Annotated in this window: 8 protein-coding genes; 3 read left to right on the top strand and 5 right to left on the bottom strand. The window is 66.9% G+C overall.

Translation table 11 applies throughout. The features are described 5' to 3' along the window. Positions 1-172: 172 nt before the first annotated feature. The 5 genes from ROV93_RS08920 to ROV93_RS08900 all read right to left on the bottom strand — a co-directional run bounded on the left by ROV93_RS08920 (position 173) and on the right by ROV93_RS08900 (position 7858). On the bottom strand, positions 173-1363 hold the full coding sequence (locus ROV93_RS08920) for an integrase arm-type DNA-binding domain-containing protein (RefSeq protein ID WP_180840043.1): 1191 nt from the start codon (positions 1361-1363) through the stop codon (positions 173-175). A gap of 320 nt (positions 1364-1683) precedes the next feature. Next, complete coding sequence (gene arcD, locus ROV93_RS08915; RefSeq protein WP_072168533.1) at positions 1684-3105, bottom strand: arginine-ornithine antiporter; 1422 nt, start codon at positions 3103-3105, stop codon at positions 1684-1686. Positions 3106-3269: 164 nt separating this feature from the next. After that, positions 3270-6059, bottom strand: a complete 2790-nt coding sequence (locus ROV93_RS08910; RefSeq protein ID WP_180890796.1) for a TonB-dependent receptor — start codon at positions 6057-6059, stop codon at positions 3270-3272. 195 nt (positions 6060-6254) lie between these two features. After that, complete coding sequence (locus ROV93_RS08905) at positions 6255-6905, bottom strand: energy transducer TonB (protein ID WP_072168532.1); 651 nt, start codon at positions 6903-6905, stop codon at positions 6255-6257. A gap of 215 nt (positions 6906-7120) precedes the next feature. Beyond that, positions 7121-7858, bottom strand: a complete 738-nt coding sequence (locus ROV93_RS08900) for an SIMPL domain-containing protein (RefSeq protein WP_072168531.1) — start codon at positions 7856-7858, stop codon at positions 7121-7123. Between the two features lie 130 nt (positions 7859-7988). On the opposite strand from ROV93_RS08900, the gene ROV93_RS08895 reads away from it, so the two are divergent. The 3 genes from ROV93_RS08895 to ROV93_RS08885 are packed head-to-tail and all read left to right on the top strand — an operon-like array spanning position 7989 to position 13965. After that, positions 7989-8597 (top strand): Maf family nucleotide pyrophosphatase, encoded by a 609-nt coding sequence (locus tag ROV93_RS08895; RefSeq protein WP_072168530.1) that lies wholly within the window; start codon positions 7989-7991, stop codon positions 8595-8597. Continuing rightward, positions 8590-10077 carry a ribonuclease G gene (gene rng / locus ROV93_RS08890; protein WP_180890795.1) on the top strand — a complete coding sequence of 496 codons (1488 nt, stop codon included), beginning with the start codon at positions 8590-8592 and terminating at the stop codon, positions 10075-10077. Before ROV93_RS08895 ends, rng begins: the two co-directional genes overlap by 8 nt. Positions 10078-10107: 30 nt before the next feature. Then, positions 10108-13965, top strand: coding sequence for a YhdP family protein (locus tag ROV93_RS08885; protein WP_072168529.1), 3858 nt, complete (start codon positions 10108-10110; stop codon positions 13963-13965). Positions 13966-13976 lie beyond the last annotated feature (11 nt).

Below are 13976 nucleotides of genomic sequence, written 5' to 3'. Positions count from 1 at the left end.
TCAGTTGCTGACCAAGATTGAGTCGATAGTAGCGGCTAACGACAACCAAGGAAACCATCGTCTTGCCAGATTGGCCAGGTGGCTCCGTGTCGCGATCGAATGGCCTCGGGCTGCTCAGCACCAGGGTCGAAGCCATCGGAAGCGACACGGCCCATCTGGTGAGACCGCGCGGCTATTCTTTGAGCCGTGGCGGCCACGATCCAGGTTCGTGGACCAAGCCCAGAGCGTCGAGGATGTAGGCAGATGCCTTCTCTTGATGCTCGCGCAGGTGGTCGAGCGAAGGGTGCAGGTAGCCCATGGTGACGCCGCCGCTGGATGCGCTGTGATTCAGCAGGAACTTCAGTTCCAGCAGTGGTACGCCGGCCTGCAAGGCCAGCGATGCGTAGGCATGGCGCAGCGCATGCCCCGTGAGGCCGTCCAGTTCGGATTGCTGCACCTCGGCGACGTGCCCACTTTTGCTGTCGGAAGGAAACAACCATGGATTCCTGCGGCTCATCGCAGAATTGGTGGCAGCCCTGTGGGCGACCAGATCAGCCAGCGCAGATGACAACGGCAGGTCGAAGGCGCGGGCAGCGCCGCCCTTGGGCGAGGGAACGTGCAGGGCATTACCTTCCTCGCTGATGTGCTCCATCTTGGACTCGCAGGTAGCTGTGCGCCGCATCCCTGACAGCATCATGAACAGGTTAAGGTCTCGCCTGACGGGTGACAGACCCAGCACTGCCTTGCCCCACGCCTTTAGGCGATCCGCCTCGACGTCCACCTTCCTGCGCTTCTGGCCGTGGAAGTCCACATTCATCGCCGGGTTGGCGGGCAGTTCAGGATGCTCACGCAGACCGCGGTTGTACACCGCACGGAAGATGCGAAACACCGCGTCGGCGGTAGTAGCGCCGTTCTTTTTGGTGATGCGAGCATGGCGCTCGCGCACGCCAGCACGATCTGCACCTAGTTCGGCCAATGGCCTTTCTAGCCAGTCGGAAAGATACTGACCACAGTTGTAGCGGTATCCCTCGACCGTCTTCGCCGACAGCTTCTTTGCCGCGATATGCAGGTCCAGCGCCTGCTGTAGTGTCATCCCCCGAGCGCGTGCCTTCCTGCGCTCTTCGGTCGGATTGACGCCCGCGCGCATGGCGACCAGCGTCTTGGCGGCAAGCGCCCTCGCATCTTTCGCTGCCAGCGCAGGGTGCTCCCCGATTTTGGTTCGCACCTGCCGCCCGCGCACTAGGCTCTGCGTGTAGTACGAGCGTTTGGTGTTGGACACGATCAAGTAGAAACCCCGCAGTTCGGGATCGGCATACAGGACTGTGCGGCCACGCTCCACCGTCGGCGCCCGCTCGACGAGCGCCTGAGTGATCTTTGCTTTCATGGGTTGGATTCCTCGACGTTTGCGACACCGTCTGAACACGGTTTTTGCGCACAACAGCGCAAAGCTGCGCAAGCTCAAACCCTCAGACTCACCACCATAATGTCGTGCAAAATCAACGGCGTAAGCCTGTTTTTGCCCAAGGAATCAAGTCACGGCAAAGCCCATTCGTGCCGTCTGTTAATCAGGGGGTCGTTGGTTCGAGTCCAACTTCGGGCGCCACCTTGCAAAACCTGCATCGCGAGATGCAGGTTTTTTTTTGCCGTGTTGTGGCGGCGAGCCCATGCTCGGCTGCATCCTCCAAGCCGGGCACGCGCTCGGCGCTACAGCGTGATCCGGCCCTTCCAGAACGCTGCCAGCGTGGCGATCGCTACTGCCAGGATCGCGCCGAACAGCGCCCACTCCCAGCGCGTGAAAACCGGCTCGCCGCGCTGGCGCCGGGTCTGCGCAAACAGAACAACGCCGGGTACGTACAGCAGCACCGACAGCAGCAGGTTGTTCAGGCCGCCGGCATACACCAGCCACAGCGCGTAGGCGCTGGCCAGCAGCGCGACGACGAAATCGCGCCAGCGCTCGCGTGGCTCACCCGCGTAGGACTGCCCGCGCCAGGCCAGTTGCACGCCGAACGCGGTGGACAGGAAGTAGGGCACCAGGCTCATCGATGCGGCCAGCAGCACCAGGCCGGTGTAGCTGCCCGCATTGAACAGCACCAGCAGCAGGAACAGCTGGATCAGCCCGTTGCTCAACCACAATGCATTGGCCGGCACGCCACGCGCATTCTCGCGTCCCAGGAAGGCGGGCATCGTGCCGTCGCCAGCGGCGGCATACAGCACTTCGGCACACAGCAGCACCCAGGCCAGCAGCGCGCCCAGCACCGAAATGATCGAACCGGCGATGATCACCGTCGCGCCCCATTCGCCGACGATGGCGCGCAGCACGTAGGCCATCGACGGGTTGGGCAGCCCGGCCAGTTCGGCCTGCGACAGCACGCCCATCGACAGCAGGCTGACCAGGACCAGCAGCAGCCAGACCCCCAGGAAACCGATCACCGTGGCACGGCCGACGTCGGCACGGCGCGCGGCTCGCCGCGAATAGATGCTGGCGCCTTCGATGCCGATGAACACCCACACGGTGACCAGCATCATGCCGCGCAGTTGCTGGCCGAGGTCGCCGAGCGCAGGCGTGCCGAAGAAGTCGGCGCGGAACACCTCCATGCGGAACGCGCCGGCGGCCAGCACCAGGAACAGTGCGATGGGCAGCAGCTTGGCCACTGTCACCAGGCCGTTGACGATGGCTGCTGTGCGCAGGCCGCGCAGCACCAGCAGGTGGACGGTCCACAACAGTACGGACGAAGCGGCCACGGCGGCTGGCGTGTTGCCTTCGCCGAACACCGGCATGAAATGGCCCAGGCCGCTGAAGATCAGCACGAAGAAGCTGGCATTGCCCAGTACCGAAGCGACCCAGTAGCCCCACGCCGCGGAGAAGCCGATGTAGTTGCCGAAGCCTTCGCGTGCATATGCGTAGATGCCGGTGTCCAGGTCCGGACGGCGGTTGGCCAGGGCCTGGAACACGAAGGCCAGCATCAGCATGCCCGCACCGCTCAGCGCCCAGCCGATCATCGCGGCGGCCGGGCCGGCACTGCGGGCAACGTTCTGCGGCAATGAGAAGATGCCGGCGCCGACCATCGAGCCGACTACCAGTGCAGTCAACGCCGGCAGGCCGAGGCGTTGCGATGTCGTGGCCATTGAGATCCCCTGCGGCCCGGATGCCGCGAGCACACCCTAGCCATGTACTCGTGAACATGGCTGCAAGGCCGGGTGTGCGGGAGCCGGCATGGACAACGAACAGCCAGGAAACGACGAAGGCCCGGGCAACAGCCCGGGCCTTCGAAGCAAACACAGCAGCGGGATTATTTGAACGTGTACTTGGCGCCGACAGTGAAGTAGCGGCCAATCGCACCACTGAAGTGCAGCGGGTTGTAATTGACTGCACCGTAAGTGCTCGGGTCGAGCGGCGCGATGCGGTCGAACACGTTCTGCACCGAAGCGTTCAGCTCGAAGGCTTCGGTGATGTTCCAGCGGCCGGACAGATCGAAGGTGGTGAACGAGGAGATCTTCTCTACCGGCTCGCCGTCTTCATAGAAGGCCAGGTAGTCACCGCCGCGGCGGTCCTTGTTCTCCAGCTTGCTGATGTAGTTGGCCACGCCGCTGATGCTCCACGGGCCCTGCTTCCAGGTGGTGCCGAAGTTGATGCGGTCCTTCGGCGTGCCGATGCAGTTGGTCACGTCGCAGTTGCCGTGGGTGCCCACATAGTCGACGGTGGTATCACCCTCGGTGCGCTCGAACTTGAGCACGTGGCTCCACTGCAGGTCCATTTCCAGCTGGCCCGGGCCGATGTCGAAGGTCTGGCGGATGTCGGTGTCGATACCGCGGACGCGCGAGGAGTTGGCATTCACGTAGGCGGTATTGACGGCCAGGATGGTGCCGCTGTTGGCGACTCCGCCGATGTTGTTGGCATCGCGGAGAACGTTGCCCGCGGCGATGGCGTCGGCCGTGCTGCCCTGCGCGATTTCGTTGGTGCGCTTGATTTCCCACGCATCCACAGTCAGCGAGGTGGTCGAGGTTGGCTGCAGCACGATGCCCACCGAGTAGCTCTTGGACTCTTCCGGCTTCAGGTTCTTGTTCGGCCGCGTGATGATCGCCACTGAGCGCGCGGTGCATTCGTTGGCCGGGTCGATGGCGCAACGCACCGGATCGCGGGCGTTGGAGAAAGCGGCCAGGCCACCGTCACCGTTCTCGGCCGGGTTCGGCGCACGGAAGCCTTCAGCGTAGCTGGCGCGCAGTGCGATCCAGTCGGCCGGGGTCCACTTCACGCCCAGCTTCGGCGTGGCCTTGCCTTCGCCGCTTTCGTACTTGTCGTAGCGGACCGCAGCGCTCAGCTCCAACTGCTCCAGCACCGGTGCGGACAGTTCGGCGTAGCCGGCATACACATTCTGCGTGCCGTCGTAGGCCGAGTAGCCCAGGCCGATGATCTGGCCGATATCGGTGAAGGTCTGCGGCGTCAGGCTGTTGCTCGTCTTGCGCCACTCCGTACCGAAGGCCAGGCCCAGCGGACCGCCCTTGAGATCCATCAGGCTGCGCGAGATGGTGAAGTCGAACATGTCCAGGCTCGACTTGGCACGCGCGCTGATGGTCGGGCTGATGGCATCGTAGACCGACTGCGGCGTCTGCGAGGCATTGTCGCCGATGCGCCAGGTGCCATAGGGGCAGGCCGGATTGCCCAGCACGCAGCGTACTGCGTCATAACGCAGGAAACCCGTGCGCTTGTTGACCAGGTCGGTGCCGGAATGCAGGTAGGCGGTGTCGTAGCTCCAGTCGCCCCAGTTGCCCTTGACACCCACCAGGAAGCGGTTGAACTCATTGGTATTGTCGGTCACGCGCGGGCCCACGTCCCACGCGCTGTAACGCAGGCGGGCCGCGGTGGGCAGCGGGTTGTCCGGATGACCTGCATACAGCTGGGTCGCACCGGCACCGCTGTTGGCGTTGACCGGGCCGCCAGGGTAGCCCCAGCCGCCGGATACGCCGGATGGCGTATTGCTGAAGATCGTTTCCTTCTTCGAGTAACCGATCTCGGTATAGACCTCGCCGCCTTCACCAAACGCGAAGCTGGCGCGGCCGAACACGTTCACGTACTTCTCTTCCGGGCTCAGGTCGCGGTACTGCTGCGCCGGATCCCACAGGCAACCCTGGGCCTGCGCGGTCGCGTCACTCTGCCCGGGAATCGTGGTCAGCCCGGCGCAGCCCGGCAGGGCAACCAGATGGCCGGTGGCATCGAACACCGAGCCATTGGGACCCACGCCGCCGGCGGTACCGCCCGACAGGTAGGCACCGCCCAGGAACTGCGCGTCTGCAGCGTCGTAACCCCAGCGCCGGATATCGCCGGTGCCGATCCACTTGCGGTTCTTGCGGTCGCTGATCTTGATCGCGTCGGTCTTGCCGACGTCCAGGCTGAAGAACGCATTCCAGCCATCGCTGGACAGGTCGCCGGTGCCGGCAGTGAGGGTCGCCTTCTTCGCGTCGCCATCGCCGTCACCGGAAATGCCGTAGGAACCGCGCAGGATGGCGCCTTGGAAGTCGCTGCGCAGGATGATGTTGACGACGCCGGCGATGGCGTCGGAGCCATAGATCGCCGAGGCGCCGTCCTTGAGCACTTCCACGCGCTCGACGGCATCGAGCGGGATGGTGCTGAGGTCGGTGAAGACCTTCTGGCCGTCATCGGCCAGGCCGTAGGTGGCCATGCGGCGGCCGTTCAACAGCACCAGCGTCGAGCCGGCGCCCAGGCCGCGCAGCGAGATGCCGGCGCCGCCACCGGCGAAGCCGTTGCCGAAGGTCTTGGGAATGGAGCCTGCGCCGTCGGCGGTCAGGGTCTGCAGGTACTCGGCGACCGTGGTCTTGCCGGTGCGGTCGATTTCCTGGCGGGTCACCACCTGCACCGGCGACGGTGTCTCGGTGTTGGTGCGCGGGATGTTGGAGCCGGTGACCGTGATGCGGTCGAGGTTGGTGGCCTGCTCCTGTGCAAAGGCTGAGGAAGAAGCCACGGCGCCGACCAGCAGCAGGGTGCTGCCAGCAAGGATATGGGTGATGGACGATGCCAGGGTGGTGCGGCGGCGGCTGGCGGGCCGTTGGATCGGGTGTTTCACAGCTTCTCTCCTAACTGGAAAACCGTAGCGTTGAGGGCTGTCGCCGGATCGATACCGGGACGCGCCAATCTAGGTTTCCAGCAGGTGACGAAGACGTGAATTTTTGCTTAATCAGTAACGCTTGGCCCGGGCATGTCCGCATTTGTCGGGCAGTGGCAGGGGCCGGCCCGGCGCGGGGCCGGGCCGGTGGGACGCTCAGTCCGGCAGCGAGAACTGCACCGGCACCATGCCGATGGCCGGAACCGCCACGCCGTCACGCTGGGCAGGCTCGAAGCGCCAGTGCTTGAGCACCTGCTGGCGGGCGGCCTGGTCCAGGTTGCGCGAGCCGCTGCTGCGCTCGACGCTGACCGCGACCGGCTGGCCACGGGTGTCCACTTCCACCCGCAACAGCACCGTGCCCTGTTCGTGGTTGCGCAGGGACTGGATCGGATAGGTCGGCGGCGGAGCGCTGCGGTACTGCAGCTGGGCGCCGGCCAACGGGGTGGAGGTGTCGATGCTGGGCGCCAATTGCGGCGGAGCCGGTTCGGCGGCCGGCAATGCGATGCCCTGGGTCTCTTCCACGGTCGCGGTGGGTGCGGGCAGTGGCGGTACCACCGGCTGCGTCCGCGGCTTCGGTACCACCTGGACGATCTCTTTTGGCGGGACCGGAACCGGCGGCGCCGGCGGTGGCGGGATCTTCTCGATCAGCCGGACCGGCGTCTTTTCACGCGGGGCCTGCACGGCCTGGTAGGTCGCAGGGATGAGCAGCAACAGGAAGGCCAGCAGGTGCAGGGCGATCGCTGCACTCCAGGCGGCTACGCGGGCGGGGTCGAAGTGCGGGGATGCAACGGGATAGGTACGAACCATGGTCCACCTCCATGCCAGTGACGAAGTCCTCAACGCACCAGGGTCCGTGGCGGGGTTGCCGCACGCGGCTGGCAGTCCATCAGTAGCGCGGCATGGCGGCCACTGCCTAGAGGCAGGGGCATGCGCGTTGGGCTGGCCTTCAGCCAACGCCGCCGGAATACACGAAAAAGGCGGGCCCCTGCGGGACCCGCCTGTGTCGGCCGTGCCGGGCGCGATCAGCGGCCCAGTTCGAACACCACGTCCAGGTTGACCGAGACGGTCGATTCACCCGGTGCGACCGGGGTAGCCTTGTCCATCGCCGCGCCGGCGGCCATGGTGCGCATCATCGGCATCGGGCGGAAACCGCCGTTGCTGTTTTCAGAGATGCTGACGATGCGGCGCACCTGCAGGCCCAGCGATCTGGCATAGGTCTGGGCGCGGGCCTGGGCCTTCTTCAGGGCGGCCAGGCGGGCTTCGTCATAGACCGGTTCGGGCTGGTCGATCTCAAACTGCGGACCGTTGATCTGGTTGGCCCCCTGCGCGGCCAGCGCGTCGAGCACCTTGCCGAGCTTGGCGATGTCGCGGACCTTCAGGCTGACCGTGTTGCTGGCCTGGTAGCCGGTGATCTTCGGTGCCTCATTGTCGGCATAGCGGTACTGCGGGTTGAGGCTGACGCCGCTGGTCTGCACGTCGCGCTCGGCGATGCCGGCGGCCTTGATCGCGGCCAGCACCTTGTCCATCTGCTGGGCGTTCTGGCGCATGGCGCTGTTGCCGTCGGCAGCCTGGGTGACCACACCGGCCGACAGGGTGGCGACGTCCGGCACGCGGGTGGCGTCGGCGTTGGCCGAGATGTTCAGCAGGGTGCCTTCGGCCGCGGCGGCGATCGACGGCGACGACGGAGCGGCATGAGCAGTCATCGAGGTTCCAAGGGCGAGGGACAGGGCAAGCAGCAGCGGGGTGGCGGTCAGGCGCATGGGATCTCCTTGTTGTGCCGGTGAGGGTGGTGTCGTAGCGATGAACGCGCTGTGAGCCTGTTCGGGGTTGTACGCGTTCCGTAACGGGTTGCCGACGATTCAGGTGGCGGCGTCAGGTTATGCTGTGCCGATGCTCTATCTTGCTTCCCGCTCCCCCCGACGCAACCAGCTGCTGGCCCGACTCGGACGCCCCTTCCAGGCCCTTGACCTGGAGGTCGTCGAGCAGCGCGCGGCCACTGAAAGCGCCGAACAGTATGTATGCCGGGTCGCCGCCGACAAGGCGCGCGCCGGGCTGGCCCGGGTGCTGGCCGACGACCGGCAGGCGCGGGTGCTTGGTTCGGATACCGAGGTGGTCCTGGACGGCGAGGTCTTCGGCAAGCCGGTCGATGCCGCTGACGCGCGGGCGATGCTGGCGCGGCTGGCCGGGCGCACCCACCAGGTGATGACCGCCGTGGTGGTGGTCGGCGCGGGCGGCCTGGACAGCGAGCTGGTCATTTCCGAAGTGACCTTCGCCCCGATCGATGCCGCCGACATCGCCGCCTATGTCGCCACCGGCGAGCCGCTGGACAAGGCCGGCGCCTACGCCATCCAGGGTGGGGCCGAACGCTGGATCGAACACCTTTCCGGCAGCTACTCCGGCGTGATGGGGCTGCCGCTGCTGCATACCGATCGTCTGCTGGCGCGCTGTGGCGTGCCGGTCCCCACTGCCGATGCCGCCAGGGAGGCTGCCGATGTCTGAGGAAATCCTGGTCAATGTGACCCCGCGCGAGACCCGTGTCGCGGTGATCGAAAACGGCATGCTGCAGGAACTTCACATCGAGCGCGGTTGGCGCCGTGGCGTGGTCGGCAACATCTACAAGGGCAAGGTGCAGCGGGTCATGCCCGGCATGCAGGCCGCCTTCGTCGAAGTCGGCCTGGAGCGCGCGGCGTTCCTGCACGCCAACGACGTGGTGCGGCCGGCGCCGGTGGCCAGCGCCGACACCGAGAATACCACCCTGCCGCCGCCGGCCAGCGTGCCGATCGTCGAGCTGCTGCGTGACGGCCAGGACATCGTGGTGCAGGTGGTGAAGGACCCGATCGGCACCAAGGGCGCGCGCCTGACCACGCAGATCAGCATTCCCTCGCGCTACATGGTGCTGCTGCCGCAGTCCAAGGTGGTGGGCGTGTCGGCGCGCATCGAAGACGAAACCGACCGCGCCCGCCTGAAGGCGCTGGTGACCGAACTGTCGGCCCAGCACGGTGGCTACGGCTACATCGTGCGGACCAACGCCGAAGGGCAGCCGGCCGAGGCCATCGCCGAGGACATCGCCTACCTGTCGCGCGTGTGGAACGTGGTCGAGCGCCGCGGCCGCGAGGCGCCGTCGTGCAGCATCATCTATGAAGACCTGAGCCTGCCGCTGCGGTCCGTGCGCGACCTGATCCGCAAGGACGTGGACAAGGTGAAGGTGGACTCGAAGGAGACGTTCGGCCAGTTGCAGGCCTTCGTCGCCAAGTACATGCCGGTGCTGGCCGAAAAGCTGGAGCTGTATTCCGGCGATCGCCCGATCTTCGACATGTTCGGCGTGGAAGACGAGATCGGCCGCGCGCTGGACAAGCAGGTGCCGTTGAAATCCGGTGGCTACCTGGTGATCGACCAGACCGAGGCGATGACCACCATCGACGTCAATACCGGTTCGTTCCTCGGCCAGCGCAACCTGGAAGAGACGGTTTTCCGCACCAACCTGGAAGCAGCGCAGGCAGTGGCGCGTCAGCTGCGGCTGCGCAACCTGGGCGGCATCATCATCATCGACTTCATCGATATGGATGATGCAGAGCATCGCCGCCAGGTGCTGCGCACGCTGGAAAAGGCGCTGGCCCGCGACCATGCCAAGACCACGGTGTACGACTTCTCGCCGCTGGGCCTGGTGGAAATGACCCGCAAGCGCACGGTCGAAAGCCTGGAGCGCCAGCTGTCGGAAACCTGCCCGCAGTGCAGCGGCCGCGGCAGCATCAAGACCACCGAGACGGTGACCTACGAGATCTTCCGCGAAATCACCCGCGCCGTGCGCCAGTTCGATGCCGCGCGGCTGCTGGTCATCGCGTCGACCAAGGTGGTCGCGCGCATCACCGATGAGGAGTCCTCGGCGGTGGCTGAGCTGGAGGAATTTCTCGGCAAGAGCATCCGCTTCCAGGCGGACGAGCAGTACCTGCAGGAGCAATTCGATGTTGTTCTGCTCTGATCCTCGCCGGCTGCAGGCCGGCGGTGGCCGATGAGCGCGCCGCCGCGCCTGCGACTGCGAAGGATCCGCCGTCATTTCATTGCCGCCTGTGCGGTGGGCCTGGTCGGGCTTGCACTGCTGGTGGGCACCTTCAGCCAACTGCTGCCGCTGGCCGAGCGTCATCCCGACAGGATCGCTGCCTGGCTGAGCGAGCGGGCTGGCCAGCCGGTGCGTTTTGACCAGCTGCGGACGACCTGGACCCGTCGTGGCCCGCTGCTGCAGCTGAAGGGCCTGCGCATCGGTGCCGGGCAGGGCCTGGCGATCGGCGAGGCCGAGGTGCTGGTATCGATGTACAGCGGGCTGCTGCCCGGGCGCTCGCTGACCGAACTGCGCCTGCGTGGCCTGGCCCTGGACCTGCAGCAGGGCGAAGACGGACGCTGGTCGGTGCGCGGGCTGCCGCAATCCGACAACGGGGGGGATCCGCTGGATGCGTTGCGCCGGCTCGGCGAGCTGCAGGTGATCGGCGGCCGCCTGGGCGTGCACGCGCCGGGGATCGGCATCGACACCACGCTGCCGCGCATCGACCTGCGCATGCGGGTCAATGGTGATCGCCTGCGCGTGGGTGTACGCGCCTGGGCCGATGCGCAAGCGCTGCCGCTGACGGCGGTACTGGACGTGGACCGTGCGCGCGGCAACGGCCAGGCCTGGCTCGGCGCCGACCCGGTCGATTTCCATGCCTGGTCGCCCTTGCTGGCGGCCGGCGGCGTGCGCCTCCGCGAGGGCAAGGGCGAGCTGAACCTGTGGCTGACCCTGCGTGATTTCGCGCCGGTCGCACTGACCACCGATTCGGACCTGCGGGACGTGCGCGTCGACGGTGCACCGATGCCCGGCGTGGCAGCGCCGCAGCTGCAGCTGCAGCGGCTGCAGGCCCGCCTGCGCTGGCAGCGCCAGGCCGATGGCTGGGCGTTGCAGGTGCCGCGCCTGCGCCTGAAGACCGAAGATGGCGCACAGCAGCTCGATGGCCTGCAGCTGCAGATCGGCAAGCAGCTGCGGGTGAACGCCGGTGCGGTGCAGGCCGGCACCGCGCTGCGAGGGCTGGCCCTGAGCAATCTCCTTGAACCGGGACTGCGGCGCTGGCTGTTCCTGTCCAGGCCGCAGTTGGAGATGCGCCGATTGCAGTTGGCCGGCGAGCGTGATGGCCCGTTGCGGGCACAGGGCGAACTGCAGTCGCTGGGCTTTGCCAGCGTCGGCAATTCTCCGGGCCTGCGCGGCCTCGGGGGGCGTTTCGAAGGCGATGCCGATGGCTTCAGCCTGCAGCTGCAGCCGCAACGGCAGCTGCAGTTCGATTGGCCGACCGGCTTTGGCGTGCGGCATGACCTGCATCTGGCCGGACAGATCGTGGGGTGGCGCGACGAGGGCGGCGGTTGGCGGATCGGAACGCCGGCGATGCGCGTGGAGGGCACCGACTACGCGGCCGACGTGCGCGGCGGCGTCTGGTTCCAGGGCGACGGCACGCGGCCGTGGCTGCAGCTGGCCGCCAAGCTGGACGACGTGCCGATGACGGCAGCCAAGCGCTTCTGGATCCACTCCAAGATGAGCAAGGGCGCCACCGACTGGCTGGACATGGCACTGGCCGGCGGCCAGGTGCGTGGCGGTGTCGGCCTGGTCACCGGTGACCTGGACGACTGGCCGTTCGACAACAACGATGGCCGCTTCGAGGCCACCGGCCACATCAGCAATGGCGACATCCGCTTCCAGCACGATTGGCCGCTGATGCGCCAGGTCGATGCCGATATCGCCTTCATCGGCCCCGGCTTCGAGATGCGTGGACGTGGCGACCTGGCGGGCGTGGCGGTGCAGAAATTCGAAGCCGGCATTCCGGACTTCGGCCACCAGCCGCTGTACGTGCGCGCCGACGCGCCGAGCGAGGCCGGCAAGCTGCTGGCGATGCTGCGCCAGAGCCCGTTGCACAAGGACTATGGCGATACCCTGGACAACCTGGTCGCCAGTGGTCCGGCACATGTGACTTTCGATCTGCTGCAGCCGCTGCACCACGATGAAGGCGGTGGTCATCTGCAGGGGACGGTCGACTTGACCGGCGTGAAGCTGGTCGACAAGCGCTTCCAGCTGGCCTTCGACAACATGCGAGGGCAGGCGCGCTACAGCAATGGCGGCTTCGGCGCCGACGAACTGGCGGTGCGCCACCTCGGCCAGGATGGCCGCCTGAGCCTGCGCGCTGGCGGCTACGTGCACGACAGCACGCAGGCCTTCGAATCGAAGCTGACGGCGCATCTTGATGCGGGCGTACTGATCGACCGCGCACCGGAAATGGCCTGGCTCAAGCCCTACATCACCGGCACTTCAGCGTGGACCATCGCGGTCAACCTGCCCAAGGTGGCCCCGGGGGCGCCCGCGCCGCCGAGTGAACTGCGGTTGAGTTCGGATCTGGTCGGCACGCGGCTGGACCTGCCGGCACCGCTGGACAAGCCGGCCGCCGAAGCGCTGGCGACCACGGTGGCCGCGCAGTTGCCGATGGGCGCCGGCCGCATCGATGTGGCCTTCGGCCAGCGCCTGGCCCTGGCCGCACGCAGCCACAACAACCAGACCGGCGTGCAGGTCACGTTGGGCAGTGATCATGTTGATCGTGAGCCGCCGCCGAGCGGGCTGACGGTCAATGGCCGCAGCGCGACCCTGGATGCGCTGGAGTGGATCGGCCTGGCGCGGGGCGGCGGTGACGACGATGCGATGCCGCTGCGAGCGGTGGACGTCCAGGTCGGCCAGTTGAAGCTGATCGGCGGCGTGTTCGAGCAGACCCGGCTGCAGCTGCACCCGGGTCCACAGGCACTGGATGTGCGCCTGGACGGCCCGTCGCTGGCCGGACGCCTGACCGTCCCCAATGCGGACGGTGGCACGATCAGTGGCCAGCTTGACCGCGTGCACTGGCAGTCACTGCCGGCGGCACCGGGTGCGCCGGCTGCACCGGCGCGGGTACAGGCCGGTGCCAACGACATGGACCCGGCCAAGCTGCCGCCGTTCGCGCTGGACATTGCCGACCTGAAGTTCGGCAAGGTGGTGCTGGGCCAGGCGGTGCTGCGCACGCGGCCGCTGGCCAACGGCCTGAACGTGGATGAGCTGCGTTTCCGTGCGCCGGACCAGGAGATCGACATCAGCGGTCGCTGGCTGGGCCGGACCGGCGGTGCCCGTACCGAGTTGACCGCACAGGTGCGCAGTGAGGATCTGGGTGGGTTGATGCAGAATCTTGATTACGGTGGCCAGTTGCGCGGCGGTTCCGGCCAGGCGCAGTTGCAGGCCTCGTGGAGCGGAGGCCCGTCGGACTTCCAGCTGGGCAATCTGCAGGGCAGCCTCGACCTGCACGCGCGCAATGGCCAGCTGCTGGAGCTGGAGCCAGGCGCCGGCCGCGTGCTGGGCCTGCTCAGCGTCGCGCAGCTGCCGCGGCGCCTGATGTTCGACTTCCGCGACTTCTTCTCCAAGGGCTTCGCGTTCAACCAGATCGACGGCAGCATGCAGTTCGGCCAGGGCATGGCGCGCACCGACAAGGTGCTGATCGAAGGCCCGGCGGCCAACATCACCATCCGTGGCCAGGCCGACCTGCGCAACCAGCGGTTCGACCAGACCATCGACGTCAACCCGCGCGCGGGCAACCTGCTGACCGTGGTCGGTGCGGTGGCCGGCGGCCCGGTGGGGGCCGCGCTGGGCGCGGCCACCAATGCGGTATTGTCCAAGCCGCTGGGCGAGATTGGCGCCCGAACCTACAAGGTGACCGGTCCATGGAAGGAACCTAAGGTGGAAGTGATCGAGCGCAGCCGCGACAAGACCCCATCACCGCCCGAGCCGGCGTCTGCACCGGCCATTCCGCCGACCGTCACCGACCTGCCGCGCTCGCGCTGAGCGCGGTTCCC

The organism is Stenotrophomonas maltophilia group sp. msm4, assembly GCF_032025605.1.
GTDB classification, from domain to species: domain Bacteria; phylum Pseudomonadota; class Gammaproteobacteria; order Xanthomonadales; family Xanthomonadaceae; genus Stenotrophomonas; species Stenotrophomonas sepilia.
This window is presented reverse-complemented; position numbering and strand designations above follow the sequence as displayed.